At 73.9% G+C, this 26020-nt stretch carries 27 protein-coding genes and 1 other RNA gene; 18 read left to right on the plus strand and 10 right to left on the minus strand.

Annotated elements, in window-relative coordinates:
• The 4 genes from BM237_RS28015 to BM237_RS28030 form a co-directional block, all read left to right on the plus strand.
• Positions 1–402, plus strand: a 402-nt coding sequence (locus BM237_RS28015; RefSeq protein WP_139238197.1) for a zinc-binding dehydrogenase, incomplete at its 5' end; no start/stop codon positions are given.
• A gap of 41 nt (positions 403–443) precedes the next feature.
• A complete protein-coding gene (locus BM237_RS28020) occupies positions 444–1193 on the plus strand; it encodes an SAM-dependent methyltransferase (protein WP_175541165.1) in 750 nt (249 codons plus the stop codon).
• Positions 1194–1440: 247 nt separating this feature from the next.
• Positions 1441–1794 (plus strand): tRNA-binding protein, encoded by a 354-nt coding sequence (locus tag BM237_RS28025; RefSeq protein ID WP_093852547.1) that lies wholly within the window; start codon positions 1441–1443, stop codon positions 1792–1794.
• A 34-nt stretch (positions 1795–1828) separates the two neighbouring features.
• On the plus strand, positions 1829–2614 hold the full coding sequence (locus BM237_RS28030; RefSeq protein WP_093852548.1) for a thioesterase II family protein: 786 nt from the start codon (positions 1829–1831) through the stop codon (positions 2612–2614).
• 19 nt (positions 2615–2633) lie between these two features.
• Here BM237_RS28030 and BM237_RS28035 read toward each other — a convergent pair whose 3' ends face one another.
• Together BM237_RS28035 and BM237_RS28040 are read right to left on the minus strand one after the other, a co-directional pair.
• Positions 2634–3113 carry a cupin domain-containing protein gene (locus tag BM237_RS28035; RefSeq protein WP_175541166.1) on the minus strand — a complete coding sequence of 160 codons (480 nt, stop codon included), beginning with the start codon at positions 3111–3113 and terminating at the stop codon, positions 2634–2636.
• A 125-nt stretch (positions 3114–3238) separates the two neighbouring features.
• The gene (locus BM237_RS28040) at positions 3239–3829 is read right to left on the minus strand and encodes a Uma2 family endonuclease (protein ID WP_240958568.1); all 591 of its coding nucleotides are present in this window, start codon (positions 3827–3829) and stop codon (positions 3239–3241) included.
• Between the two features lie 249 nt (positions 3830–4078).
• Between BM237_RS28040 and BM237_RS28045 the strand changes: the two genes are divergently transcribed.
• From BM237_RS28045 to fxlM, 4 genes are all read left to right on the plus strand, one after another.
• Entirely contained in the window at positions 4079–4681 is a 603-nt protein-coding gene (locus BM237_RS28045; RefSeq protein ID WP_093852550.1) for an ALF repeat-containing protein, read from the plus strand.
• A 382-nt stretch (positions 4682–5063) separates the two neighbouring features.
• Positions 5064–6241 (plus strand): IS3 family transposase gene (locus BM237_RS28050; protein WP_093852551.1). Its coding sequence is split into 2 segments (ribosomal slippage): positions 5064–5325 and positions 5325–6241, totalling 1179 coding nucleotides; the frame shifts between segments, so codons are not numbered across the junction.
• A gap of 100 nt (positions 6242–6341) precedes the next feature.
• Positions 6342–7478 carry a lanthionine synthetase C family protein gene (locus tag BM237_RS28055; protein ID WP_245794098.1) on the plus strand — a complete coding sequence of 379 codons (1137 nt, stop codon included), beginning with the start codon at positions 6342–6344 and terminating at the stop codon, positions 7476–7478.
• A 91-nt stretch (positions 7479–7569) separates the two neighbouring features.
• A complete protein-coding gene (fxlM, locus tag BM237_RS28060) occupies positions 7570–8790 on the plus strand; it encodes a methyltransferase, FxLD system (RefSeq protein WP_093852553.1) in 1221 nt (406 codons plus the stop codon).
• 101 nt (positions 8791–8891) lie between these two features.
• Here fxlM and rnpB read toward each other — a convergent pair.
• Positions 8892–9309: RNase P RNA component class A (gene rnpB / locus BM237_RS28065), an RNA gene on the minus strand.
• A gap of 89 nt (positions 9310–9398) precedes the next feature.
• Between rnpB and BM237_RS28070 the strand changes: the two genes are divergently transcribed.
• Both BM237_RS28070 and BM237_RS28075 read left to right on the plus strand, forming a co-directional pair.
• Positions 9399–10220, plus strand: a complete 822-nt coding sequence (locus BM237_RS28070; protein ID WP_093852554.1) for a MerR family transcriptional regulator — start codon at positions 9399–9401, stop codon at positions 10218–10220.
• On the plus strand, positions 10217–11110 hold the full coding sequence (locus BM237_RS28075; RefSeq protein ID WP_093852555.1) for a hypothetical protein: 894 nt from the start codon (positions 10217–10219) through the stop codon (positions 11108–11110). The genes BM237_RS28070 and BM237_RS28075 overlap by 4 nt, the downstream gene beginning before the upstream one ends.
• 61 nt (positions 11111–11171) lie before the next feature.
• On the opposite strand, the gene BM237_RS29490 is transcribed toward BM237_RS28075, so the two are convergent.
• Complete coding sequence (locus BM237_RS29490; protein ID WP_175541167.1) at positions 11172–12542, minus strand: DUF2254 domain-containing protein; 1371 nt, start codon at positions 12540–12542, stop codon at positions 11172–11174.
• Between the two features lie 159 nt (positions 12543–12701).
• Here BM237_RS29490 and yaaA point away from each other — a divergent pair, with 159 nt between their 5' ends.
• Positions 12702–13499, plus strand: coding sequence for a peroxide stress protein YaaA (gene yaaA, locus BM237_RS29495; protein ID WP_175541168.1), 798 nt, complete (start codon positions 12702–12704; stop codon positions 13497–13499).
• 77 nt (positions 13500–13576) lie between these two features.
• Entirely contained in the window at positions 13577–14341 is a 765-nt protein-coding gene (gene eda, locus BM237_RS28090; RefSeq protein WP_281253984.1) for a bifunctional 4-hydroxy-2-oxoglutarate aldolase/2-dehydro-3-deoxy-phosphogluconate aldolase, read from the plus strand.
• On the opposite strand, the gene BM237_RS29615 is transcribed toward eda, so the two are convergent.
• Genes BM237_RS29615 through BM237_RS29625 form a run of 3 tightly spaced genes read right to left on the minus strand, consistent with a single transcriptional unit; the run spans position 14316 to position 17364 of the window.
• Entirely contained in the window at positions 14316–15737 is a 1422-nt protein-coding gene (locus BM237_RS29615) for a bifunctional RNase H/acid phosphatase (protein WP_093852559.1), read from the minus strand. The two genes, eda and BM237_RS29615, sit on opposite strands and share 26 nt — an antisense overlap.
• Positions 15737–16480: a zinc ribbon domain-containing protein gene (locus BM237_RS29620; protein WP_217655943.1), complete on the minus strand. Its 744-nt coding sequence runs from the start codon at positions 16478–16480 to the stop codon at positions 15737–15739. The genes BM237_RS29615 and BM237_RS29620 overlap by 1 nt, the downstream gene beginning before the upstream one ends.
• Positions 16477–17364, minus strand: a complete 888-nt coding sequence (locus BM237_RS29625) for a Nif3-like dinuclear metal center hexameric protein (RefSeq protein WP_093852560.1) — start codon at positions 17362–17364, stop codon at positions 16477–16479. Before BM237_RS29625 ends, BM237_RS29620 begins: the two co-directional genes overlap by 4 nt.
• 172 nt (positions 17365–17536) lie before the next feature.
• Between BM237_RS29625 and BM237_RS28110 the strand changes: the two genes are divergently transcribed.
• The 5 genes from BM237_RS28110 to BM237_RS28125 all read left to right on the plus strand — a co-directional run bounded on the left by BM237_RS28110 (position 17537) and on the right by BM237_RS28125 (position 21882).
• Positions 17537–18754 (plus strand): hypothetical protein, encoded by a 1218-nt coding sequence (locus BM237_RS28110; protein ID WP_245794097.1) that lies wholly within the window; start codon positions 17537–17539, stop codon positions 18752–18754.
• Between the two features lie 61 nt (positions 18755–18815).
• Positions 18816–18974, plus strand: a complete 159-nt coding sequence (locus BM237_RS29505; protein ID WP_175541169.1) for a hypothetical protein — start codon at positions 18816–18818, stop codon at positions 18972–18974.
• Positions 18975–19174: 200 nt separating this feature from the next.
• Entirely contained in the window at positions 19175–19831 is a 657-nt protein-coding gene (locus BM237_RS28115) for a class I SAM-dependent methyltransferase (protein ID WP_093852561.1), read from the plus strand.
• 22 nt (positions 19832–19853) lie between these two features.
• The gene (locus BM237_RS28120) at positions 19854–20777 is read left to right on the plus strand and encodes an N-acetylmuramoyl-L-alanine amidase (RefSeq protein ID WP_093852562.1); all 924 of its coding nucleotides are present in this window, start codon (positions 19854–19856) and stop codon (positions 20775–20777) included.
• 145 nt (positions 20778–20922) lie between these two features.
• A complete protein-coding gene (locus BM237_RS28125; protein ID WP_093852563.1) occupies positions 20923–21882 on the plus strand; it encodes a DUF5336 domain-containing protein in 960 nt (319 codons plus the stop codon).
• Between the two features lie 131 nt (positions 21883–22013).
• Here the strand turns inward: BM237_RS28125 and BM237_RS28130 are convergent, their stop codons facing one another.
• The 3 genes from BM237_RS28130 to BM237_RS28140 all read right to left on the minus strand — a co-directional run bounded on the left by BM237_RS28130 (position 22014) and on the right by BM237_RS28140 (position 25281).
• Positions 22014–23081: a prenyltransferase/squalene oxidase repeat-containing protein gene (locus tag BM237_RS28130; protein ID WP_093852564.1), complete on the minus strand. Its 1068-nt coding sequence runs from the start codon at positions 23079–23081 to the stop codon at positions 22014–22016.
• On the minus strand, positions 23078–23842 hold the full coding sequence (locus tag BM237_RS28135) for a class I SAM-dependent methyltransferase (protein ID WP_093852565.1): 765 nt from the start codon (positions 23840–23842) through the stop codon (positions 23078–23080). The genes BM237_RS28130 and BM237_RS28135 overlap by 4 nt, the downstream gene beginning before the upstream one ends.
• Before the next feature lie 89 nt (positions 23843–23931).
• Complete coding sequence (locus BM237_RS28140) at positions 23932–25281, minus strand: glycosyltransferase family 4 protein (protein ID WP_093852566.1); 1350 nt, start codon at positions 25279–25281, stop codon at positions 23932–23934.
• A 303-nt stretch (positions 25282–25584) separates the two neighbouring features.
• Between BM237_RS28140 and BM237_RS28145 the strand changes: the two genes are divergently transcribed.
• Positions 25585–26020, plus strand: a 436-nt coding sequence (locus tag BM237_RS28145) for a TetR family transcriptional regulator (protein ID WP_093852567.1), incomplete at its 3' end; no start/stop codon positions are given.

Here is a 26020-nt window from a genome sequence, read left to right on the forward strand (position 1 = left end):
CCCGGCCGCGAGACCTTCGGCGCCTCCGTCTACGTCACCCGCAAGGGCGGCACCATCACCACCTGCGCCTCCACTTCCGGCTACATGCACAGCTACGACAACCGCTACCTGTGGATGAGCCTCAAGCGCATCATCGGCTCCCACTTCGCCAACTACCGCGAGGCCTGGGAAGCCAACCGCCTGATCGCCAAGGGCAAGATCCACCCCACCCTGTCCAGGACGTACCCCCTGGCCGAGACCGGCCAGGCCGCCCACGACGTGCACCGCAACGCCCACCAGGGCAAGGTCGGCGTGCTGTGCCTGGCCCCCGAGGAGGGCATGGGCGTGCGCGACACCGAGACGCGGGCCAAGCACATCGACGCCATCAACCGCTTCCGCCCGCCCGGCACCGCACCGGAGTGAGCGTCATGAGCCACCGGGGCTACCCGAAAGGTGAAGATTCGTTGGAATCCGCTGCATTCACACAGTCCGGCGTCCAGGGCGCCGGCGGCGTCCCCGGAGTCCTCGGCCCTGCCTCCTTCTACCGCGACGGGGGAGCGCGCGCCATCATGCGTGCGGCGAACTTCCCCGACGAACTGCTGCCCTTCCTCCAGATGGAAGGACTCGCCGCGATGGACGCCGTCTGCCGGCACGAGTGCGACAGCCTGGTCGAACTCGGCTGCTACGACGGCCGCGCCCTGGAAGTGGCCCGGGCGGCCGGCGTCCGCTACCTGGGGGTGGACGTGAACCCGGGCGCGATCGACTCGCTGAACCGCCGCATCGGGGACGAGGGCCTGGGCGACCGGGCCCGCGCCGTACTCGGCGACGCCCTGCACTGCCAGGAGTGGTCCTCCGAGGTGACCGGTGAGCGTCCGCTGCACCTGCTGCCGTTCAACCTGGTGGGCAACTTCACCGAGCCCGAGAAGGTCCTCGCGGGCGTCGGCGGCCTCGGCGGCCTCGCCCTGATCTCGGTGTTCAACGAGGAACCGTGGACCACCGAGGTGCGCCGCGCGTACTACACCGCCTGCGGCATCGGCATCGTGGAGGAGGTCCCCGGACCGTACGGAGGCGTCCTGTTCCGCGGCGACCAGGGCTTTCGCTCCCAGTCGTTCAGCAGCCGCGGCGTGGCGGACCTGCTGAGCGCCACCGGTGCCGCCACCGTGCGCGAGAGGACCCACAGACTCGGACGCTGCATCACCGTGCGCCTCACCTGAGGCGAGGCCCTGAAAGGATCTGCGCCCCGACGCGCCTCGACGTGCTGGGGAGGGCGGGCGGGACCCCGGCAGGACACATGTACCGGGCCCTGCCCGCGGCACCATTCGGCCGGATGTCCGGCCGAATGCGGTGCACGCGGGGTGCACCGCCCCTTACCGTGGGGGACGCCGTGCCCGCCGGCACGGCCCGCAAGCACGGACACGGCCGCGCCCCGGCGCGCCCACGACGGAAACAGGAAGCGATCCCGTGACGAACAGCCAGCAGCTCAAGCCCGAGACCGGCGCCGACAGCTTCTTCGCGACCGACATCCGGGTCGGCCGCGTCCTGTCGGTGGAGGAGTTCCCCGAGGCCCGCAAGCCCGCCTACAAGATCAAGGTGGACTTCGGCCCGGCGGGAGTGCTGCAGACCAGCGCCCAGGTCACCAACTACCCGGCCGAGGACCTCAAGGACCGCCTGGTGGTGGGCGTCATCAACCTGGGCAGGAAGCGCATCGCGGGATTCACCAGCGAGTTCCTGATCCTGGGCTCCTACGACGCCGAGGGCGCCGTGCACCTGCTGTCGCCCGAGCCCCAGGCGTCCCCCGGCGACATCGTCGGCTGACGCACCCCTCCTCACGAAAGGAGCGCCGCGCCCCGTGCACGGCCTTGACGACGGCACCTGGATCCGCCGCTTCCATCCCCGGCCCGACAGCGGTGTCCGACTGGTCTGCCTGCCGCACGCGGGAGGCTCGGCAAGCTTCTTCTTCCCGCTCTCGCGGGCCATGCCGCCCTTCGTGGAGGTCCTGGCCGTCCAGTACCCGGGCCGGCAGGAGCGCCGCGGCGAACCCGCCGTGGACAGCGTCCCCGAACTCGCCGACCGCGTGTTCGCGGCACTGGCGCCCTGGGCGGACCGGCCACTGGCCCTCTTCGGGCACAGCCTGGGCGGCATGGTCGCGTTCGAGGTGGCACGCCGCTTCGAGCGGGAACCGGGCACGGCCGCGGCACTCCTGTTCGCCTCCGCGTGCCGCGCCCCTTCGGTGCCGCGGCACGCGGAGAAGGGGTGGGTGCACCTGAAGGACGACGCCGGCCTCGTCGAGGAGCTGGTGTCCCTCGGCGGGACCGACCCCAGCCTCTTCGCCGACGACGAGTTCCTCTCCATGGTGCTGCCCACCGTCCGGGCCGACTACCGCGCCGCCGAGCGGTACGTCTGCGAGCCGGGCGAGCCGCTGCGCTGCCCCGTCGTCGCCCTCACCGGCGACAGCGACCCCAGGGTGGGCGACGCCGACGTGAAGGCGTGGGAGGAGGCGACGGAGGACTCCTTCGACCTGCTGTCCTTCCCCGGCGGCCACTTCTACCTCAACGGCCGCCACCGGGAGGTGGCGCGGGCCGTCTCGGAACGTCTGCGCGCCTGCGCCGGCGAACCCCCGCCGCCGGGCGGGTGACCGGCACGGGCGAGGCCGGTCACCCCGCGCCGGCCTCCCCCTCGGCCTCCTGCTCCGCCTCCCGTTCCGCCTCGGCCTCCCCGGTCTCCGCCGCGTCGGCGTCGGCCTTCGTACGGTGCACCGCGCCGTGCGGGTGCTCGGGCGGGGCGTAGAGGGAGTACAGCTTCAGCGGCTCCTCGCCGGTGTTGACCACGTTGTGCCAGGTCCCCGCCGGGATGAGGACCACCCAGTCGTCGACGACCTCCCGGTCGAAGGACATCCGGTCCCTCTCCGGCCCCATCAGCACCCGGCCCCGCCCGGCCTCCACCCGCAGGAACTGGTCGCGGTCAATGTGCATCTCCAGGCCGATCTCGCCGCCCGGCTCGATGCTCATCACCGTCAGCTGGAGGTTGGTGCCGGTCCACAGGGTGGTGCGGAAGCGGTCGTTGGTCAGGGTCGCCTGCTCGATGTCCAGCGCGTGGGGGCGCGGCCCGTGGTCCCTGAACGCCTCGGAGCTCATGGGAGGTACTCCTTTTCCGTCGCGTACCGGCATTATCGGCGGCGACCGGCGCCGGGACGGGGACCGCCGTTCCGGCGCGCGTACGGCGGCGGCGCGGACGCGTACCCGGACACGCACCCGGGCCGTCAGGCCATCAGCTCCTTGAGCTCGCCGGTCTCCAGCACGATCCCCACCGGGTCCGGCAGCCGCAGCTCCTCGCCGAGGCCGGCCGTGGTGTGAACGTCCCGGTAGCGGCCCTTCTCCGGGTTGGAGTGCACGACCAGCTCATGGCGCTCGCGGTCCACCAGCAGATACACCGGGATACCGGCCGCCGCGTACCCGTCGGGCTTCTCGGTACGGTCCCTGCCGGGCCGGGTGGAGGTGACCTCCACGGCCATCAGCACACCGGCGGGGTCCGACCACTCGCCACGCCCGGCGAAGTACATCTCCGGGGCCAGCACCCCGTCCGGCCGGGCCCGGCCACTTCCGTACTCCTCCACGATGAGCCCCTGCTCCGGATACAGATACAGCTCGGGCCGCTGCACCATGCACCGCTTGAGCAGCCACCTGATGATCTCTCCGTGATCCCCATCCGGCACCGGCTTGACCCTCAGCTCTCCACGTACGAATTCCAGCTTCACCGTCTGCGGGGCGGCGGCTTCGAGCTGCTCGAACTCCTCGACGCTCATCTGCGCGGAGCCGTTCGTCTGTGCGGACCGATCGATGGCCATGGTCATCACGGATCTCCTTCCGATCTCCACCGTAGCGGCGGCGCCCGCCCCGTGCGCACGGTAACGACAGACGCGCGGGGCAGACGGCGCGGAGGGCCGAGTGTCAGCCGAAGGAGTGAAAAGGAGTGAAGGGGAAGCCCGGCACGAGGACGGCAGCGAAGACCGGCGAAGACTGCCCGGATCCGGTAGTGATCCCGGCGGCGCGCGGCGGCGATGATCCTTCCACCGACGGCACGAACCACGGAGGTACGCCCCATGAGACCGACCCGCGCCACGCTGCTCGTCGCGGCCGCCGCCCTGACACCGGCCCTGCTCCTCACCGGCCCGGCCTTAGCGGCCGGCCCCGCGGCCGCACCGGCGACCGCGACGGCCACGACGGCCGCGTCCGACAAGCCGGTGGACGAGATGTCGGAGGAGGAGCTCCGCTTCGCGATCCTGCGGATCCTGGCGGACGAGGACTCCGGCCGAGGAGTCGTCCGGGAGGCCAACGAGGCCCTCGACGGCACCGTGGAGGACATGCGGGAGTTCCTGAAGACCGGCTACCGCCTCGCACAGGCCGAGGACGACCGCGTCGCCGTCGCCCGCATCCTGCACCAAGCACAACAGAACGGCGACAAAGCCGTCATCCGCGAAATCAACGAAACCCTCGACGACGGCAGCCCCGAAGCCCTCCGCGCCTTCCTGGAAACCGGCTACCGCCTCGCACAGGCCGAAGACGACCGCGTCGCCGTCGCCCGCATCCTGGCGGACCCGACCATCAGCGACGCGCTGCGCGAGGCCGCCGAGGAGGTCATCGACGGCACCCCGGAGGAGCTGCGGTACTTCCTGGAGACCGGGCGGTACGAGGTGGACGCCTGAGCCCGCACCCCGGCCCGCACCGTACCTGACGGGCCGCCCCCGCCTCCGCGTTCCCGAGCGGGGGCGGGGACGGGGACGGGCGCGGAGCACGGCCGGCCGTCAGCGCCTCTCCATCCCGCTCGCCGTCGGTAGCGGCCCCCGGCCGGACACGGGTGCGTCGTCGTCGAGGACGGTGACGGGCAGCCCGCCGGGAACGGTCGGCACGATCCCCGCGGAACCGGCCACGGCACCGAGGCCGAGCACATTCGCGGCGGCGAGGACGGCTCCGGCCACGATGCCGTCCGGCTCCGGCAGGCGGGGAGCACGGGGAGCTGAGGGGCCCCGAAGATCCCGGACAGGGACCCAATAGGGTTGTCCTGTAGGGAATCGAGGGAAGAAGCACGTGGCACGTCCAAGTCCGTACTCGCCAGAGTTCCGTGAAGAAGCGGTCCAGCTGGCGCTGAAATCCAGCAAGCCCATCGCACATGTGGCCCGGGAACTCGAGATGAACCCGGAGACGCTGCGCACCTGGGTGCGCCAGCACGAGCGCGAGAACGGACGGCAGGATGGCCCGCTGCCGGTGGACGACCGGGCCCGACTGAAGGAACTCGAACGCCGTAACCGTGAGCTGGAGATGGAAGTCGCCTTCCTGAAAAAAGCCGCAGCGTACTTCGCGAAGGATCCCCGGTAGCGAGCAAGTACGAGTTCATCGAAACGATGCGACTCGGAAACGCGGAGTACGCCTACTCCGTCGAGTTCATGTGCAGACAACTCGGCATATCCACCTCCGGCTACTACGACTGGCGAAACCGGCCCGATTCCGCGACCGCCCAGCGGCGCGAGGAACTGCGGCTCCTCATTACCAAAGCGTTCGAGATGTCCGACGGCACCTACGGCTACCGGCGCGTCCGTGCCCAGCTGCTGCGCTGGGGCGTCGCCGCCAGCCCGGAACTGGTCCGCCGGCTGATGCGGGAGTCGGGCCTGGTGCCCTGCCAACCGAGGCCGAAGCGGTGGGCGCTGACCCGGACGGCGCCGGGCCCGGTGCCGAACCTCGTCGGGCGCGACTTCACCGCCGACGCGCCCGGAGAAAAACTCGTCGGCGACATCACCTACATTCCGACCGGTGAGGGGTGGCTCTATCTGGCGACCGTCATCGACTGCTGCACCAAAGAGATCATCGGCTACGCCATGGACAACCACTACCAGACACCGCTGATATCCCGGGCGATCCGGAACGCGGCCCGCAACAGGAAGCTCGCAAAGGGCGCGATATTTCACTCCGACCGCGGCAGCAACTACATGTCGGCCGAGTACGGGAAGGTCCTCGGGAGACTCGGGTTGCGGCGCTCGGCCGGCCGGACCGGAATCTGTTTTGACAACGCCATGGCCGAATCGTTCTTCGGCGCCCTGAAGAACGAACGTGTGTCACGCGTGACGTATCACACCCGAGCGGAGGCCCGGCAGGACATTATTCGGTATATCGAGTTCTGGTATAATCGCAAGCGTCTTCACTCGGCGATCGGTTATCGCCCGCCACGAGAAGCACGCGCCGAGCATGAACGACTCCGCCTCGCCGCATGAAATAACCGGCTAAATTACCTGTCCGGAAAACGCGAGGCCCCTCAGCCATCGCGTGCCTCGCGTGGCCGGAGGCATAGCAGTGAACTCCACAACCCAGGCGGTGCCCGGCCGGCCGCAGTCGCTGTACTCCGGAGCCGCCGGCCTCACCCTTTTACATGCGGTCAGAGAGCGTGTCGGCGTGGGTGACACAGAAGCGATGCGGGCGTGCGCCGAGTCCATGTTCCGTATGCCGATCATGGCGGGCCCCGAGGGATTCGGCCTGTACGAGGGTGCCCCAGCAGTCGCCTACGTCCTCACTTTCACGGACACCCCCTCCGCCGGGCGGCTCCTGTCTGTCCTCGATGGTCATGTACGGCGCATCACGGCCTCGCGACTGGAAGGCGCCCGCGCCCGGTTGGAAAGCGGGCGGACCGCGAAGACCGCCGAGTTCGACCTGATCAGCGGGCTGACCGGGTTGGGCGTCTACCACTTGCGTCAAGGCAACGCCGCCGAGCTGTACGGCATCCTGTCCTACCTCGTTCAGCTCTGCGAACCCATCACCATCGGCGGGCGGAGGCTACCCGGCTGGTGGAGCATCGGCGAAGCGGGGACTGCGTGGCCGGCCGACGGGCACGGCAACTTCGGCCTCGCCCACGGCATCACCGGGCCCCTCGCGCTGCTCTCTACCTCCACTCTGCACGGGTACACCGTGGCCGGCCAGAAACGTGCCATTACTCGCATCGGCCAGTGGATGGACGACTGGAAGAGCGGCAATGGGTACTCCGCCCGCTGGCCGGAGTGGATCGACCTGCGGGAGCAGCGGCACGGCAGCACCGGGCGCACGGGCCCGAAGCGACCGTCGTGGTGTTACGGCACCCCGGGGATCGCCCGTGCGCTGCAGCTCGCCGGGCGCGCTCTCGGCGACACCGTGCTTCGGAAGCAGGCCGAACAGGCACTCGCCGGATGCCTGCTGGACCCGCAGCAGCTCTCCCTGCTCACCGATGCCTCCCTGTGCCACGGGTGGTCCGGGCTCATACAGGCCGCCCGGCGTGCCGCCGAGGACGAGCAGGACGGGCAGCTCCCCGTCCTGCTCCCGAGGCTACGGTCCGGGCTCACCACGTACCTGAAGGAGCATGGGCCGCCGGCCCGCCCCACGCTCATGGAAGGTACCGCCGGGCTGGATCTGATCCAGCTCGAAGACCTCAAGTGCACTACACAAGAGACACGCTGGGACCTCTGCCTGCTGTTGAGCGGCTGATCCGATTCACCACCGATTCACACCTCCACGATGTAACCAGGCTCTGCCCGCGCTCCGCCCAGAACGAGCCGGGTCTCCCGGAAGGACATGTATGACCAAGCACAGCATTCCGCATGAACTACGCAATCATCTGGTCGACCAGATCGTGAAGGCCAGTCCCCCCGGCCTCTACGACACTCGCGTCGAGGAGGCGATGCGCGCGGTTCCCCGGCACGACTTCATTCCCCGGGCATCCCTGGAACTGGCCTACGCCAACCAGGCCGTAACGATCAAGGACAATCCCGACCCCGACGCCCTGCCCCTCAGCTGCGCATCACAGCCCGACGTGGTGTTCTTCATGCTCGCCCAGCTGGGCATCCAGCCGGGCGACAACATTCTGGAGGCCGGCGCGGGCACCGGCTACAACGCCGCGCTCATGCGATACCTCACCGGCCCGGCCGGGAGTGTCACCACCCTGGACTACCACGAGGACGTCGCCGCCCATGCCCGGCAGCGACTCGACGCGACCGGATTCGGCGACGTGCGGGTCCTCACCCGGGACGGCGCCCTCGGGGCCCCCGAATACGCGCCGTACGACCGGCTCATCGCCACCGTAGGCGTCTGGGACCTACCCGCATCCTGGTGGGAACAACTGGCCGTCGGTGGCCGCATGGTACTTCCGCTGCGCTGGCGCGGTCTGACCCGCAGCGTCGGCTTCGTCCGCGAAACCGACCGCCTGCGTTCGGAGTCCCTGGCCACCTGCGGCTTCCTGCCCATGATCGGCCAGGACGGCGAACGCGAGGGCTATGTGGACGAGTCCCGCCTGGTCAAGCTGTACTGGGACGCCGACCAGCCCATCCACCCGCTCAGCCTGCGTAGAAGCCTGGCCGAGGCGGAGGAACACCTCCTGTGGACCGATGTCGTGGTCGCACCGGAGGAACCGCTCGACGGAATCTGGCTCCGTCTCAGCGCTCTGGACCCGGCGACCTGCCGCATCACAGTCCGCCCCGAAGCATTCACCGGCACCGCCGGACTGCACCGCCCGGCCGTCCCCGCGCTGAGCCCCGCCCTCGTCGAAGGTGATTCCCTGGCGTATCTGGTTCTCGAACCGGTCGATGTGCGGAGCGGCAAGCGGTACCGGCTGGGCGCTGCCGGGTACGGACCGGCCGGTCAGGGACTGGCCGAGCGGCTGAGCGTGCAGCTGCGCGCCTGGGGCAACGACCGCACCCTACTGCCGTCGATCGCCGCCTACCCGTCAGGAACTCCGACCGGGAATCCGACCGACGGGCAGATCATCGACAAGCCGTCCGTCCGCCTGGTCATCGCCTACTGACTCTCCCCTACGCCTGGCGCGGCAGTCGACACAACGGATACGTCGACTGCCGTGCCAGGCGTAGGGGGGCGGGGGCTGCGGCGGGCCGGAGCGGTAGGCGGCAGACGAGCCGTGCTGTACGCCGGGTTCTGTCTCCGGTGGGCCTCGCGGCCCGCCGGGAGGCGGCCATCCATCTGGGACCGGTGTCGCCACCGGCCTCGTGCGGTCTACCCGCGGACTCGGGCGGGCCGCCCTCGGACATCCGCGCAGGGCCGCCGTCCCAGTAGGGCGACGGCCCCTCTTGACCTTGCTCCGGGTGGGGTTTACCGAGCCGCCCAGGTCACCCTGGGCGCTGGTGGTCTCTTACACCACCGTTTCACCCTTACCGGGGGCGGTGAGGCCCCCGGCGGTCTGTTTTCTGTGGCACTTTCCCGCGGGTCACCCCGGGTGGGCGTTACCCACCACCCTGCCCTGTGGAGCCCGGACGTTCCTCGACGTTCACCCCGTAAGGGATTCCGCCGCGACCGCCCGCACGACTCGTCTGCCGTACCGCCCATGCTATCCCGCCGCCGTACGCGGCGCGGACCGCGCCTTGACCATGCCGCGACGTCAAGGTGTTCACTCACGCCATGAGGATCGGCGAGCTGGCCGCGCTGGCGGGCGTCACCACCCGCACCGTGCGGCACTACCACCATCTGGGGCTGCTGCCCGAGCCCGCGCGGCGGGCGAACGGCTACCGGGAGTACGGGCTGCGCGACGCGGTCGCGCTGGCGCGGGTGCGGCGGCTGACCGGGCTGGGGCTGAGTCTGGAGGAGGTGCGCGACGTCCTGGCCGCGCGGGGTTCGGACGCGGGGCGCGAGCTGCACGAGGTGCTGACCGAGCTGGACGCGGACCTGGCCCGGCAGGAGGAGGCGCTGCGCGGGCGGCGGGCCCGGGTGCGGGAGCTGCTGGAGCTGGCCGAACGCGGGGAGCTGCCCGCCGAGGGGCCGGTCTCCTCCGAACTGGCCGCGCTGTTCGGGGAGATGGCCCGCGCCGGGGCCCGGCTGCCGGGGCCGGAGCCGGCGATGGCGGCGAAGGAGCGGGAGCTGCTGGCCCTGCTGGAGACGGCCGCGCCCGCGCGGGCCGGCCGGGAGGTGGTCGCGGCGCTCGGCGTCGCGGGCGCCGACCCGGCGGCGATGGACCGGATGTACCGGGTGTACGCCCTGCTGGACGAGTTGGTGGAGGCGGACGTGGACGATCCGCGGGTGGCGCGGGCGGCCCGGGCGGTGGCGGAGTGCGTGCCGGACGAGGTGCTGGAGGCGGTCGGGGGCGTTCCCGAGGGGCTTCCGTACGGCGGGCACGGCGAGGGGGCGGACGGCGGTTTCGCCGGGGAGGTGTTCGCCGACCTCGCCCCGGCCCAGGCCGAGGCGGTGCGGCAGGCGATGCGGCTGCTGGTGGAGCGTGCCCGGTGAGCCGGGGGCGTACGGCGGGCCGGGGGCGTACGGCCGTGCTGCGGTGGGGCGCGCTGGCGGTGGTCACGGCCGAGGTCGCGCTGGTGGTGTGCCTGGTGGCGGGGGTGCGGGTGCCGTGGCCGGTGCTCGTGGCGGCGGAGGCGGCGGTCGCGGGTGTGGTGGCGGCCGAGGCGGTGGTGCTGGTGCGCGCCTGGCGGGCGGCGCGGCGGCGGGGGCTGGGCGGCCGGGCGGCGGCGGGCGAGGCCGTACGGGCGGCCGCGGTGGCTGTACCGGTGCCGGTGCGGCGGCTGCTGGTGCACGAGGCGCGGGTGATGGCGAGCCTGGTGCGGTGGGTGGCCCGGCGTCCGCACGGGGTGGGGCCGGGGGACGCGCCGGTCGCGTACGCGGGCGGGCAGGCCGCGCTGGTGTACGGGCTGCTGTTCGTGATCGTGGTGGAGACGGCCGTGCTGGCGGTGCTGCTGGCCCGGTGGCCGGTGGCGCACGCGGTGGTGCTGGTGCTGGACGCGTGGAGCGTGCTGCTGGTGCTGGGCTTCCACGCCGCCTGTGCGGTGCGTCCGCATGTGGTGGGCGCGGACGGCTCGCTGCGGGTGCGCCACGGCGCGCTGGTGGACGTGGCGGTGCCCGCGGAGTCGGTGGCCGCCGTCCGCGTCGAGCGCCGTTTCCCCTCGGGACGCCTGGTGGAGGTCGCCGACGGGGTGCTGGATCTGGCCGTGGGCGGGCAGACCACGGTGACGGTGGAGCTGGCCGCGCCGGTGGAGGTCGTCCGTCCGCTCGGGGGCCGGGAGCGGGCGCGGGTGCTGCGGCTGTACGCCGAGGACCCGCGGGCGGCGGTGGCCGCGCTGCGGGCGGGGACGGGGGCGGAGGCGGGGACGGGGAGGGGGCTTCGGTAGGCGCCCAGGGCCGGGCGGGCCGGCGGCGGCCCCGGCCCGGCCGGCCGTCGCGCCGGGTGCGTCACACCGACCGTGTCTCGCCGCTGCGGTCGGCGTAGGCGTCGAGGAGGCGTCCCTCCAGCGCCGCCAGGACGCGGCCGTTCAGGTCGTGCACCTGCGCGGCGTCCGCCGGGCCGACGGAGGAGTCCATGGTGTCCATGATCAGTTCCGCCGCCCGCCGGACCTCGGCCGCGTCCGCCCCGCCGCCTTCCCCGCCCTCCCGGTGCACCGCCGCGGCCAGGTCGCGGAGCATGCGCAGCAGGGCGGCGAGCACGGAGGGTTCGCCCGAGGAGTAGCGCCTGAGCTGTCCGCAGGCCAGGTCGAGGTAGTAGCGCAGGTCCCGGTCCGGCACGACCACCCGCACGATGCCGTCCTCGTCCTCGTGCGGGATGTCCCCCAGCCGGCGGCTTGCGAGCCGTACCAGCAGGTCGGCCATGTGGCCGACGGCGGTGCACGCGGTGACGGGGTCGTTGATCCCCGGGGACATCGCCTTGACCGCGATGTCCTCGAGCTGTCGGAAGCCGAAGGCGACGTCCTGGTCGGGGGTCCGCTCGAAGCCGGTCTCCAGAGCGTCTTCGATCTCCTCGGCGGTGCCGTCGGCCCCGGGGGCGGGTGTCCCGTCGGCGGGGTCGCGGGGCCACACCACCGCGACCGGGTTCCCCGCCACGATCAGGTCGCCGGGGCGGACACCGATCCGGACGAAGGTGTCGCCGCGGCGCGCGCACGCCACCAGCGCCCGTGCGTCGGTCAGCCGCAGGAAGCCGCTGCGGCGGGCGCGTACCACCGCGCCGCGTGCCGGTTCCGGATCCGGGACGTGCGCGGAGGGGGCGTCGCGGGCGGGATGGCGCCTGCGGATCGCGTCGCTGGTCTCCCGGTGGGTGTCGAGCATCATGGAGTCCACCCGCAGTCTGCGGATGATGTGGTTGAGGAAACCGAGCACCGCCGCCAGGGACGCGACGCCGAGCACGGAGGCGAGGAAGAGGGACACCACCGGCAGCGCCTCCCCCGACCTCATGAAGGACAGGGTGGCCAGCGCGAACACCAGGGTCGTGAGCAGCACCGTCAGGACGGCCTTGAGCACCGGGTCGTGGGCGTAGCGCCGCAGCAGCCGGGGGGAGAACTGCTGGGAGGCCAGTTGCAGCGTCACCACGGTGACACTGAGGGACAAGGTCGCCACGGTGACCGACGAGGTGGTCACCACCTGGAGCATCGAGGAGGCCGACTCGTGACCGCCCGGCCAGAGGTTGGCCGGGCCGGTTCCGCGCCGGGGCCGGAACTGCTCCAGGAGGATCGCGGCGGCCAGGGCGACGGCGCCTCCGGCGGTCGGCCACACCCACAGCGGTGGGCGGGAGGACGCCGCGCGGGCCTTCCGGTCGTGCTGGAAAGGGTTCACGCCGCACCGGGTACCGCAGCGGCCGGATCCGATGCCCCGGCCGGGCGGCGGGGTGACGGGGTGGCGGGGCGACCGGGTGAGCGGGGCGCATACGCTGCTGTGGGCGTCGGCGCGGAGGAACGCGACCCGGCGCGTGTACCGCCTGTGAGGAGAACCACCGTGCTCGTACTGCTGCCGCCGTCCGAGGGGAAGGCCGCCGGGGCGTCCGGTCCCGCGCTCGATCCGGGGGCGCTGTCGCTGCCGGGGCTGACGGCCGCGCGGGAGGCGGTGCTGGCGGAGCTGGTGGAACTGTGCTCGGCCGACGAGGACAAGGCGCGCGAGGTGCTGGGGCTGAGCGAGGGCCTGCGCGGCGAGGTGGCGAGGAACGCCGGACTGCGGACGGCCCCGACGCGTCCCGCCGGCGAGGTCTACACCGGTGTGCTCTACGACGCGCTGGGCCTGGCCACGCTGGACGCGGCGGCGCGGGAGCGTGCCGAGCGGTGGCTTCTGGTGTTCTCCGGGCTGTGGGGCGCGGTACGGATCGGCGACCCGATCCCGCCCTACCGCTGCTCGGGCGGGGTGCGGCTGCCGGGGCTGGGCCCGCTGGGCCGGTACTGGCGTGGGCCGCTGGAGTCGGTGCTGCCCGAGGCGGCGGGCGAGGGGCTGGTACTGGACCTGCGGTCGGCGGCGTACGGGGCGATGTGGAAGCCGAAGGGCGCTCTGGCCGGGCGGACGGCGACGGTGCGGGTCCTTCAGTCCAGGATCGTCGGCGGTGTGGAGAAGCGGTCGGTGGTCAGCCACTTCAACAAGGCCACCAAGGGGCGGATGGTGCGTGCGTTGCTGCGCGAGGGCGTCGAGCCGGGCGGCCCGGCGGAGCTGGCCGAGGCGCTGCGCGGCCTGGGGTACGCGGTGGAGGTGGAGCCTCCGGCGAAGGGCGGGACGCCGTGGCGGCTGGACGTGGTGGTCACCGAGCTCTGACCGGGCTCCGGACTCCGGACTCCACTCCGTTGCGCGGTGCGCAACGGGCGTTGCGGTGTATGAGCGGGGTGGGCAGGATGGCCGCCATGACAGACGCGCCCGCACCGCCCGTACCGTCCGCGCCCCTGCCCTCCGTGCTCGCCCTGGGCCCCGTACTGCCGGTCGTCGTCCTCGACGGCGGGGCCGATCCGGCCGAGGCGGTGCCCCTGGCGCGGGCGCTGGTGGCGGGCGGACTGCGGGGGGTCGAGATCACGCTGCGGACGGCAGACGCCCTGGAGGCGGTGCGCCGGGTCGCGGCGGAGGTGCCGCGGGCCGTGGTCGGCGCGGGCACGGTGCTCACCGCGCGGCAGGCGGTGGCGGCCCGGGACGCCGGCGCCCGCTTCCTGGTCAGCCCCGGCTGGACGGACCGGCTTCTGACGGCGGCGCGGGAGGCGGGCCTGCCGCTGCTGCCGGGGGTCTCGACCGCCTCGGAGGTCATGGCGCTGCTGGAGCGCGGGGTGGAGGAGATGAAGTTCTTCCCGGCCCGGGCGGCGGGCGGACCGGCGTATCTTCAGGCACTGGCCTCGCCGCTGCCCCGGGCCCGGTTCTGCCCGACGGGCGGCATCGGGCAGGGTTCGGCGGCGGACTATCTGGCCCTGCCCAACGTGCCCTGTGTGGGCGGCAGTTGGATGCTGCCGCCGGAGGCGGTGCGGGCGCGGGACTGGGGCCGGATCGAGCGCCTGGCCCGCGAGGCGGCCCGGCTGGGCGCGGGCGCGGGTACGGGCGTCCCCGCGAGCGCCGACGCGGACGGTACGGGCGACGCGCGCGGCGGGGACGTCAGCGCAGGTGGCCGGTGTCGTTGAGCAGCCGCAGCGAGGCGTTGCCGTCCGCGTAGTACGCCACCGCCGACAGCGAGGCCGCCGACAGCTCCATGCGGAACAGCGCCTCGGGCGGTGCGCCCAGGGCCGTGCACGCCAGCACCTTGACCGGTGTGACATGGGTGACCAGCAGCACCGTGCGGCCGGCGTGGCGGGCCAGGATCCGGTCGCGGGCGGCCTCGACCCGGCGGATGACGGAGGCGAAGGACTCCCCGCCGGTGGGCGCGGCCTCGGGCGAGGCCAGCCAGGCGTCCAGATCCTCCGGGTACCGCTCGCGCACCTCGGCGAAGGTCAGCCCCTCCCAGGCGCCGAAGTCGGCCTCGCGCAGGTCGTGTTCGACCTCGACTCCCAGTCCCAGCCGGTCGGCGACCGCCCGCGCGGTCCGGCGGCAGCGCACCAGCGGCGAGCTGACCACGTGCTGGACGGTGCCGCGCGCCGCGAGGGCCGAGGCGGCGGCCTCGGCCTGGCGCAGCCCGGTCGCCGACAGCTCCGGATCGGTGCCGCCGCTGCCGGAGAACCGCTTGAGGGGGGTGAGCGGGGTCTCGCCGTGGCGCAGCAGGACGAGGGTGGTGGGGGTGCCCATGTCGGCGCCCCAGCCCACCTGCGGGGTGCTCGGCTCCCCCTGTCCGGCGGGCGCGGCCCGGTCCGCGGGGCCCGCGGGCTCCACGGGCAGTTCGTCGGCCGCGGTCAGGGCCGTCGGGTCGTCCGTCCCGGCGCCCCGCACGGCGGCGGCGGATGTCCGGTGGGTCTCCCGTACGGCCTGGCGTACGGCGGCCCGCGCCGCCGCCCGCGCCTCGGCGGAACTCTCGGGGGTGGCCGCCGGGGCCCCGGGGTCCGCGGGGAGGCCGGAGAGGTTGGGGAGGGTGTCGGCGTGGGCGCCGGTGTCGAGTTCGGCGGTGGAGTCGGCCGGCCGCCAGGTCTCACCGCGGCGTCCGGCGTCCATGGCCTCGTTCGCCAGCCGGTCGGCGTGGCTGTTCTCCTCGCGCGGGATCCACTGGTAGGTGACCGACTCCGGCGGGAAGACGGAGGCGGCCTCCAGCGCCAGCGGGCGCATGGCGGGGTGCTTGATCTTCCAGCGGCCCGACATCTGCTCGACGACCAGCTTGGAGTCCATCCGCACCCGCACCAGGGCCTGCGGGTCGAGCGCGTGGGCCGCGCGCAGCCCGGCGATCAGGCCCCGGTACTCGGCGACGTTGTTGGTGGCGGTGCCGATGTACTCGGCCGCCTCCGACAGCGTCCGCCCCGTCCCGGCGTCGCGGACGACCGCGCCGTAGCCGGCCGGGCCGGGGTTACCGCGGGAGCCGCCGTCGGCCTCGACGACGAAGGTCGGGCGGGAGCCCGGGGATTCCGGGGAGCCCGGGGCCTGCTGGGGGCCTGGCATCACAGTCCCGACTCGGGGGTGCGCACCAGGATCCGGCGGCAGTTCTCGCAGCGCACCACCGCGTCGGCCGGGGCCTGGCGGATCTCGCTGAGCTCGGTGATGTTCAGCTCCAGGCGGCAGCCCTCGCAGCGCCGCTGGTAGAGGCGGGCCGCGCCGACGCCGCCCTGCTGCTCGCGCAGCTTGTCGTAGAGCTTGATCAGGTCGGCCGGGACCGAGGCGGCCACGACCTGGCGCTCCTTGGTGACGGTCTCGGTCTCGGCGTCGATCTCCGTCAGCGCCGCGTCGCGCCGCGCCACCGCGTCGTCGATCCGGGCCTGGACGGAGTCGGCCCGCTGCGCCAGCTCGGCCGCGCGCTCCTGGGCGGACTCGCGGCGCTCCATGATCTCCAGTACGACGTCCTCCAGGTCGCTCTGGCGTCGCGAGAGGGAGGTGATCTCGCGCTGGAGGTTCTCCAGATCCTTGGGCGAGGTGACCGCGCCGGAGTCCAGGCGCTGCTGGTCGCGTGCGGCGCGCTTGCGCACCTGGTCGACGTCCTGCTCGGCCTTGGTCTGCTCGCGGGCGGTGTCGCTCTCCTCCGTCCGGGCGGCGACCAGCAGGTCGCGCACCTGGGTGAGGTCGGCGGTCAGTCCCTCGATCTCGGCGTGCTCCGGCAGGTTCCTGCGCCGGTGGGCGAGCTGGCTGAGCCGGACGTCGAGGGCCTGGACGTCGAGGAGGCGGATCTGGTCGGCGGGCTCGGCGTTCAGTTGGGGGCTCCTGTGATGGTGGTGGCGGGGGCGGCGCCCTGGGCGGGGGCGGACGCCGCGTGGACGGTCCAGGGGTCGGTGACCGTGCGGGAGACGTGGACGCGCAGCCCCCAGCCGTGCCGCTCGGACACCGATTCGAGCTGGGCGGCGGCCTGCTCGCACCAGGGCCACTCGGTGGCCCAGTGGGCGGCGTCCACCAGCGCCGGCCCCGTGTGGGGGCCGCCGTGCTGCACGGCCTCGGAGGCCGGGTGGTGGCGCAGGTCGGCGGTGACGTAGGCGTCGACGCCGGCGGCCCGCACCTGGTCGAAGAGGCTGTCGCCGGAGCCGCCGCAGACCGCGACGGTGCCGACCGGCCGGTCAGGGTCGCCGGCGGCCCGCACCCCCTGCGCGGTGGCGGGCAGCCGGGCGGCCACCCGCTCGGCGAAGCGGGCCAGCGGCTCGGGGGCGTCCAGTTCGCAGATCCGGCCCAGGCCCCGCCGTCCGGCCGGGTCGGTGGGGTCGGGCACCAGCGGGCCGGTGATCCGCAGGCCGAGGGCCTCGGCGAGGGCATCGGAGACACCGGGGTCGGCGCGGTCGGCGTTGGTGTGCGCCACGTGGAGGGCGGCGCCGGCCCGGATCAGGTCGTGCACGACCCGGCCCTTGAAGGCGCCGGCGAAGACCGTGGTGGTGCCGCGCAGGTAGAGGGGGTGGTGGGTCAGCAGCAGGTCGGCGCCGAGCTCCACCGCCTCCTCGGCGGTCTCCCGCACCGGGTCGACGGCGACCAGCACCCGGCCGACCTCGGCATCGGGGTCCCCGCAGACCGTTCCGACGGCGTCCCACTGCTCGGCCCGCTCGGGGGGCCACAGTTCGTCGAGTGCGGCGATGACATCGGAGAGTGCAGGCACGGGTGAGAGGTTACCTGCCGTGCGCCCCGGTGTGCGGGGCCGGGCGGAGCACACCGGGCGCCTCCTCTGCCCGCGAAACGGGCCGCCGTCCCCCGTACGTGTGAAGGCCTCCGGCTCGGACCGCCTGGCGGGGAGCGCGAAAACTACCGTCCTCACCGGAGGTGATGGGCTGATGACCATCAGTACCGTCGAGGCCGCCCGGAGCGAGGGCGCGAACGCGGCGCATCCCGGCCTCACGATCGCCGCGGACGGCTCCTACGCGGCCCGGCTCGCGCCGGCCGGGGACGGGCGCGGCCTGATCCCGGAGCGCTGGACGCTGGACGGCCCGGAGCCGTACGCGGTCCCGCTGCCGGGGCCCCGCCCGGAGGGGCCGGACACCGAGGTGCTGCCGCTGCCCGACGGGCGGGTGCTGATCCGCCGCGCGGCCGGCGGTCGGCACCACCTCGCGCTGCTCTACCCCACCGGCCCGGGCACCGGCGAGCTCCCGCTGGGCTCGGTGGACCACGAGCGGCTGCGGCTGCTGCCTCCCGCCCCGCACGGCTCGCCCGGCTCGCCGGTCCACGCGCTCGCGCCCGGCGAGCACGGCGCGACGGTGTGGCTGGTGCACGGCGGCGCCCGCGGCCCGGCGCCGGTCGCCGAGGTGCCCGGCCGCTGCTCGGGCGGCACCTGGCTGGACCGCGAGGGGCGCCTGCTGGCCCTGGACCGCACCGACGCCTCCGGCCGCACCAAGACCGTCGCCGTCGACCTGGGGCGCGGCGGCGAGGTCTTCCCGCTGCTGGAGCTCACCGAGGACAGCGACGACCGGCTGCTGCTGGCCGACCCGGACAGCGGTCTGCTGCTCCTGCGCTCCGACGCGCCGGGCGGGGTGCGGCTGGGCTGGGGCGTGCTCGGCAGCCACCGGCCCGTGCGCTTCCCCGACGCCCTGCGCCCGCCGGGCGTCGCGCTGACCCCGTTCGCCGTCCAGCCCGGCCAGGCCCTCACCCCCGAGGGCTGCGCGGTGGCGCTGCGCGCGGACGGTCCGAACGGGACGTGGGTGGCCGTGTGGCGTCCCTCGCAGCGGCGGCTGCGGCATCTGCCGGCCCCGGTGGGGTGGGTGCGGGGGACGGGTCTGTGGACGGCGGAGGGCGAGCTGCGGCTGCCGTGCGCCGGTGGCCGGGCGGGCCGGACGCAGTGCGGTCTGGCCCGGATCACGCCGTCGCCGGAGCCCGATCCGCCGCCCCGGCGGCGCGCGGAGCGCGCCCCGGAGGGGGGCTCGGCGGAGGACGGCTGCCCGGCGGGGGACGGTCCGGCGGAGGGCGGCGGTCCGCTCGCGGTGCGGACGACGGCCTTCGTCCCGGTGCCGCTCCAGCAGGCGCCACTGGCCCGGAATGATGCGGAGCGAAGATCGTAGAACTACTACGATCTGGTCGGGTACGGAGGAAGAAGCCTCGAATCCACGGAGTATTCCCGCGATGTCCCAGACCCAGACCGAGACGAGCAGCGAGACGAGCGCCGAGACCGGCGAGCACCACGGCCGGCACCGCGGCCCGGCCGCCGTCGGCGAGGAGGCCTCGGTGCCCGTGCGGGGACGCCACCGCCGCCCCGCCCGGCAGGAGCCGCGCCAGGACTGATCCCGCCCCGGCACGTCCTCGTGGGCCCCGGGCGCCGCGGTCCCGCGCGGCACCCGGGGCCTTCTCCGTCCGCCGGACGCGGGGCGCTCCCCGCCCGGACGCGAAGGCGCGTCCCGTCCGCCGCGCCCACCCGCCTCACCGGCCGGGACGCGCGTACGGCAGCATGGTCGGCCGCACCACAGGTCAGGGAGGCCCAGCCCATGGATTCTGCAGCGCGCCCCGCGCCCGAGGTCTTCGCCGCCTTCGAGGCGGCCAAGGGCTTCATGCCCGCCGACGAGGGGATGGCGCTGTACGCGGCCGCCCGCGACGCGGCGCGGCTGGGGCTGCCGCTGCTGGAGATCGGCACGTACTGCGGCCGCTCCACCATCCTGCTGGCCGACGCCGCCCGCCGCGCGGACGGCGACGTGACCGTCCTGACCCTCGACCACCACCGGGGCAGCGAGGAGCAGCAGCCGGGCTGGGAGTACCACGACCCCTCCCTGGTGGATCGTGAGGTGGGGCTGATGGACACCCTGCCCTCCTTCCGACGCACCCTGCACGCCGCCGGACTGGAGGAGTACGTCGTCGCGCTCGTCGGACGCTCGCCGCGGGCGGCGTCGGTGTGGGGCGGCCGGCTCGGCCTGGTCTTCGTCGACGGCGGGCACACCGACGAGCACGCGAGCGCCGACTACGAGGGCTGGGTCCCGCACCTGGCCGAGGGCGGACTGCTGGTCATCCACGACGTCTTCCCGGATCCGGCCGACGGCGGTCAGGCGCCCCACCGCATCCACCGCCGCGCGCTGGAGTCCGGCGCGTTCGCCGAGGAGCACGCCCTCCGCTCGCTGCGCGTTCTGCGGCGTACCGGTCCGGGCCTGTAGGACACGGCGCTACGATCCGATCATGTCCCTCGGCCGACGGCTGTCCACTCCTGCCGTGATCCTCGCGATCGTGCTGTCCGTCATCCTGGCGGGCCTGCTGGTGTGGCGGTCGGCGCGGGACACGGACGCCGGCGGGGCGCCGGGCGCCCCCGCGGCCTCCAGGGCACCCTCCTCCGGCTCCTCCGGGGAGCCGCGGGAGAGCGGGAAGCCGGACGGGGAGGGAAACCCCCTGGACGGCACCGTGGTGGTGCTCGATCCCGGGCACAACCCGGACAACCGCGAGCACACCCGCGAGATCGCGCGCCGGGTGGACGCCGGCACGCACCGCAAGGAGTGCGACACCACCGGCACGGCCACCGACTCCGGCTACGCGGAGGCGTCCTTCACCCTCGACGTCGCCCGCCGCGCCCGCACCCTCCTCGAAGGGCTGGGCGCGGAGGTGGAGTTCACCCACGACGGCGACCGCCCCTACGGGCCGTGCGTGGACGAGCGCGCCCGGGCCGGGAACGAGGCGGGGGCCGACGCGGTGGTCTCGGTGCACGCCGACGGATCGGGCGGGGGCGACCGGGGTTTCCACGTCATCCTCCCGGCGCGGGTGACCGAGGGCTCCGCCGACACCCGGCGGATCACCGGCCCCTCACGCCGGCTGGGCGAACACCTCGTCCGGGCCTTCGCCGGGGCCACGGGCTCCTCGCCCGCCGACTACCTGGGGGGTTCGGTGGCCGAGACCGGCCTGACCGTCCGCGACGACCTGGGCGGGCTGAACCTCTCCCGGGTGCCCAAGGTCTTCCTGGAGTGCGGCAACATGCGCGATCCGCGGGAGGCCCGGCGGCTGTCCGACCCCGAGTGGCGGCAGCGTGCGGCCCGCGGCATCGCCGAGGGCGTCGAGGCCTTTCTGCTCGACGGGCGCGACGGGGCGCGAAGCGGCGCCGGGGACGGTGCGTGAAGCGGCGCGCGAACCGGTGGGCCGAGCCGGCGGGACGGGCCGGGACCGGGCGGGAGAACCCGCCGGACTCCGCGGAGCGTCCTTCCGTACGATAGGGCCCGCCCCCGTCTGACCAGACCATGACGAAACCGATTAAGGATCTTACGTGAACATCCGCTCGCTCACCCGAAGCGATGGCGCGGTTGTCGGAGCAGCGGTCCTGCTGTTCATCGCCTCGTTCCTCGCCTTCTTCAAGGCCGACGACTGCACCGAGAACTGCACGGTCAGCAGCTGGGAGCCCGCACTCTTCCCGCTGCTGCCGACCGTGACGCTCGCCGCGCTGATCGCGGCCGCCCTGCTCGTCCTCGGGCGGATCCTGCCCGGCGAGCGCAAGGTGGCGGGGCTCGGCCTCGACCAGTGGGGCACCGCGCTGGCGGTCTTCGTCGGCTGGGCGGCACTGTGGTCGATGTTCGCCACCATCGCGCCGGACCCGGAGGACCAGAACCTCAACCGCGGCATCGACCTGGGCGTGGGCGCCTGGCTGACCCTCATCGGCGGCCTGCTCATGGCGGCCTTCGCCGTCCTGGGCAACACCGTGGGCGCGCTGAAGGCCCCGCTGCTGCCGGCCCCCTCCCCACAGGCCCCGAACCCCTACGGTCCGGGCCCGCAGGCCGGCGGCTACGGCTACCCCGGCGCCCAGCCCGGTCAGCCCGGCCAGCCGATGCAGGGGCAGCCGCAGGGCGGTTACGGCTACCCGGGCGGCCCGCAGCCGGGTCAGCCCGGCCAGCCGATGCAGGGGCAGCCGGCACAGGGTCAGCCGATGCAGGGCCAGCCGCAGCAGAGTCAGCCGCAGCAGCCGTACGGCGGGGGCCAGCCGGCGCCGCAGCAGCAGGCGGCCCCGGCGGGCGGCGGCGCTCCGGCCGACCCGAACTTCCAGCCGTTCTGGTTCGCCGTCCCGGTCGCCCGGCCGCTGTACGGCGAGGACGGCTCCCCCGCCCCGGTCGCCGAACTGGCCCCGGGCACCTGGTACCTGGCGGTGGAGCAGCGCGGCCAGGCGCTGGTGGCGCAGACGCAGGACGGCCGCCGGGGCGTTCTGCAGGACACCTCCGGCATCCAGCGCGGCTGACTGGCTGACTCCCCCGCCCGGACACGCGGCGGACATCCGAGCAGACACGCGGCAGGCCCCGCCCGGTACGGCGGGGCCTGCCGCATACGTGCGGCGGGAGGCGGTGCGGCTTCCGCCGGGCCGGATCCGGCTCAGCAGCAGTCCGGCTCCAGCCCGGCCGGCAGCCCCTCGCCGCCGAAGACCGACACCGTGGCCTCGTCGCCGCCGAGCGCGGCCACGGCCAGCAGCAGCGATCCGGCGGTCCAGGAGGTCAGCTCCTCGGGCCAGAAGGCCTCGTCCTCGAAGACGTAGCCGGTCCAGTACAGGCCGTCCTCGGCGCGCAGGTGCTGCATCCAGCGCAGGATCTCCAGCGCCCGGTCGGACTCCCCCATCACCCACAGGGCCAGGGCGAGTTCGGCGCTCTCGCCGCCGGTCACCCAGGGGTTGGGCAGCACGCAGCGCACGCCCAGACCGGGGACGACGAAGCGGTCCCAGCCGGACTCGATGCGCTCCTTGGCCGCGGCCCCGGTCACCGCGCCGCCCAGGACGGGGTAGTACCAGTCCATCGAGTAGCGGTCCTTGTTCAGGAAGCGCTCGGGGTGGTGGCGCACCGCGTGGCCCAGCCAGCCCAGTGCCAGCTCCCAGTCCGGCTGCGGCTCCTCGCGGTGCTCGGCCAGGGCCAGCGCGCAGCGCAGCGCCTGGTGGATCGAGGAGCTGCCGGTCAGCAGGGCGTCGGTGACGGGGGTGCCGTCGGCCTCGCGCTTCCAGCCGATCTGCCCGCCGGGCTGCTGGAGTTCCAGGACGAACTCCACGGCCGCGCGGACCACCGGCCACATGCGGTCCGCGAAGGTGTCGTCGCCGGTGGCCAGGTAGTGGTGCCACACCCCGACGGCCACGTAGGCGCAGAAGTTGGTCTCCTTGCCCAGGTCGGTGGGGCGGGCCGCGTCCCCGTCGGCGTAGGCGGCGTACCAGGAGCCGTCCGCGTTCTGGTGCTCGGCCAGCCAGCGGTAGGCGGCCTCGGCCCGCTCGTGCTCCCCGGCCGCGTCCAGCGCCATGGCGGCCTCGACGTGGTCCCAGGGGTCGAGGTGGTGGCCCCGGAACCACGGGATCGCGCCGTCCTCGCGCTGGAGGGCGGCGATGCCCGCGACGGTCCGCTCGGCCTGTTCGGCGGTCAGGACGCCGGGCAGGACCAGCCGTTCGGTGCGGCCCGGGCTCGTCACGCCGTCTCCCGGACGGAGGCGGCGTCGGCGTCGGCGGGCAGGTGCGGCTTGGTGGCGTAGGCCACGAAGCTCTTGCCCATCACCGGGTTGAGCAGGTCCTCGGCGAGGCGGGTGGCCAGCGGCTTCTTCATGATGTCCCAGACCAGCAGCTTGTGGTACGCGCGCACCGGCAGCGCGGCGTCGTCGCCGTCCCGGTTCACCCCGAAGGCGCACTTGAGCCACCAGTACGGGGAGTGCAGGGCATGCGCGTGGTGGGTGCCGTACGGCTTCAGGCCCGCGCCGCGCATCTTCGCCAGCAGTTCGTGGGCGCGGTAGATGCGGATGTGGCCGCCCTCGACCTCGTGGTAGGCGTCGGACAGCGTCCAGCAGACCTTCTCCGGCCCGTAGCGCGGCACGGTCACCGCGATCCGGCCGCCGGGGCGCAGCACCCGGACCATCTCGGCCAGGACGCCCTTGTCGTCGGGGATGTGCTCCATCACCTCGGAGATGATCACGGCGTCGAAGCTGTCGTCGGGGAAGGGCAGGGCCAGGGCGTCGCCCTCCATCGCGGTGGCCTCGGCGCCCGCCGGGGCCTCGCCGGCCTCCTTCATGGCGGCGAACCACTTGGCGACCTCGCGGATCTCCTCGGCGTTGCGGTCCAGCGCGACGACGCGTGCCCCGCGCCGGTAGCACTCGAAGGCATGGCGTCCGGCGCCGCACCCCAGATCCAGGACCCGGTCCCCCGGGGCGAGCGGGAAGCGGGAGAAGTCCACGGTCAGCACTGGTGTCTGCCTTCCTCGGTGCGGTGCTATGCGGTGCTATGGGGTGCGGGGCGGTGCGTGCGGTGACGGCCGGAAGCGGCGGGCGGCGGCTAGCGGGGAACGGGCGTGGCGGGGTTGCGGGCCGCGACGGCGGCCCGGTAGTGCTCCACCGTGCCGCGGGCGGCCTGTTCCCAGGTGAAGCGGCGCAGCACCCTCTCCCGTCCGGCCGCGCCCAGGCGCGCACGCAGTTCCGCGTCGCCGAGCAGCCTGCCCAGCGCCGCCGCGAGCGCGCCGGCGTCGGCGGGCTCCACCGCCAGGCAGGTCTCGCCGTCGGGGCCGGCGACCTCGGGAATGGCGCCGCCGGTGGTGGCGACCAGAGGGGTGCCGGTGGCCATGGCCTCGGCCGCCGGCAGGGAGAAGCCCTCGTAGAGCGAGGGCACGCAGGCGATCTGGGCGCCGCGCACCAGGTCGGCCAGTTCCCGGTCGCTGATGCCCTTGACGAACTCCACCGCGCCGTCGAGCCCGTAGCGCTCCATCGCCTCGGCCACCGGACCCTTCTCCGGGCGCTTGCCGACGACGACCAGATGCGCGCCCTCGTGCTCGGTGCGGACCTTGGCCAGGGCCTCGACGAGGTGGACCAGCCCCTTGAGGGGGACGTCGGCGCTGGAGGTGGTGACGATGCGGCCGGGGATCTCGGGGACGGCCGGGTCGGGCGAGAACAGCCGGGTGTCGGCGCCGATGGGCACGACGTGGATGCGCTCGGGGCGCACTTCGAGGTCCTCGGTGATCTCCCGGCGGGAGGATCCGGAGACGGTCAGCACGGTGGGCAGCCGCCGGGCGACGCGCTTCTGCATACGGGTGAAGCCGTACCAGCGGCGCACCGAGGCCCGGCGTCTCCAGCCCTCGGCCGCGGCCAGGTCCAGGCGGCGGTCGACGGTGATGGGGTGGTGGACGGTGGTGACCAGGGGGAAGCCGATCCGGTCCAGGCCGAGCAGTCCGTAGCCGAGGGTCTGGTTGTCGTGGACGACGTCGAACTCGCCGCGCCGGGCGGCCAGATGGCGGCGGGCGCGCAGCGAGAAGGTCAGCGGCTCGGGGAAGCCCCCGGTCCACATGGTGGCGACCTCCAGCGCGTCGACCCAGTCGCGGTACTCGCCGCGCTTCGGGGTGCGGAAGGGGTCGGGCTGCCGGTAGAGGTCGAGGCTGGGCAGGCGGGTGAGGGTGATCCGACCCGGCAGGCCGTCCTCCTGGTCCAGTACGGGGTAGGGCTGGGCTCCGATCACCTCGACGCGGTGGCCGAGCCGGGCCAGCTCGCGCGACAGGTGGCGCACATAGACGCCCTGGCCGCCGCAGAACGGGTTCCCCTTGTAGGTGAGCAGCGCGATCCGCAGCGGCCGGCCGCCGTCGGCGGCCTCGCCCGCCAGGGGTCCGGGCGCGGCGCCCCAGGTGGCCTCTGCCGTCACTCACGGCCCCCTTCTCGAAGGTCCTCGCGGCGATTTTCCGCCGGAGCGTAACCGCCGACGATATTCTGGAACAAGTTTCAATGATGCCCCGGGCACGCCCGGCCCGCGCCCGGGCCCGTCCGCCTCGGCGGCGGGGCGGGTCCGGCTCGCAAGATTACCGGCCGGTAGAAGTTCCGGACCGAGCCGGTCCGGGTGATTCACGCCACGGCTCCGCCCTGCGAGGATGCGGCCTTCCGGGCCCCTTGCGGCCCGGGCCCGCGGCGGTGGCCGCCCGGGCCCGACGGGACAGACGGCAGGAGAGACTTGACGGCACATCCCGGCTTCCCCTCCGCCCCCGCGCTCACCGAGCGCCAGGAGGCGCGCCGCCGCCGCATCCTGGCGGCCAGCACCGGGCTGGCCCGGCGCGGGGGCTTCGGCGCGGTGCAGATGCGCGAGGTCGCCGAGTGCGCGGACGTCGCGCTGGGCACGCTCTACCGCTACTTCCCCTCCAAGGTGCATCTACTGGTCGCCACCATGCACGACCAGCTGGAGCGGCTGCACGAGACGCTGCACCGGCACCCTCCGAGGGAGCCGGAGCCCGCCGCCCGGGTCGCGGTGACGCTGATGCGTGCCTTCCGCGCGCTCCAGCGGGAACCGAACCTGGCGGAGGCCATGCTGCGGGCGTTCACCTTCGCCGACCGCTCGGCCGGCGCGGAGGTCGACGCGGTCTCCCGGCTCACCACCGAGATCATCCTGGACG

It is taken from the genome of Streptomyces mangrovi (assembly GCF_900114215.1).
Taxonomy (GTDB): domain Bacteria; phylum Actinomycetota; class Actinomycetes; order Streptomycetales; family Streptomycetaceae; genus Streptomyces; species Streptomyces barkulensis.

Coding starts and splice junctions, on each gene's coding strand:
- BM237_RS28035 (WP_175541166.1), bottom strand. CDS start 3,113: ATGAGCTCCGAGGCGTTCAGGGACCACGGGCCGCGCCCCCACGCGCTG.
- BM237_RS28040 (WP_240958568.1), bottom strand. CDS start 3,829: ATGACCATGGCCATCGATCGGTCCGCACAGACGAACGGCTCCGCGCAG.
- BM237_RS28045 (WP_093852550.1), top strand. CDS start 4,079: ATGAGACCGACCCGCGCCACGCTGCTCGTCGCGGCCGCCGCCCTGACA.
- fxlM (WP_093852553.1), top strand. CDS start 7,570: ATGACCAAGCACAGCATTCCGCATGAACTACGCAATCATCTGGTCGAC.
- BM237_RS28070 (WP_093852554.1), top strand. CDS start 9,399: ATGAGGATCGGCGAGCTGGCCGCGCTGGCGGGCGTCACCACCCGCACC.
- eda (WP_281253984.1), top strand. CDS start 13,577: ATGGCCGCCATGACAGACGCGCCCGCACCGCCCGTACCGTCCGCGCCC.
- BM237_RS29615 (WP_093852559.1), bottom strand. CDS start 15,737: ATGCCAGGCCCCCAGCAGGCCCCGGGCTCCCCGGAATCCCCGGGCTCC.
- BM237_RS28110 (WP_245794097.1), top strand. CDS start 17,537: ATGACCATCAGTACCGTCGAGGCCGCCCGGAGCGAGGGCGCGAACGCG.
- BM237_RS29505 (WP_175541169.1), top strand. CDS start 18,816: ATGTCCCAGACCCAGACCGAGACGAGCAGCGAGACGAGCGCCGAGACC.
- BM237_RS28115 (WP_093852561.1), top strand. CDS start 19,175: ATGGATTCTGCAGCGCGCCCCGCGCCCGAGGTCTTCGCCGCCTTCGAG.
- BM237_RS28120 (WP_093852562.1), top strand. CDS start 19,854: ATGTCCCTCGGCCGACGGCTGTCCACTCCTGCCGTGATCCTCGCGATC.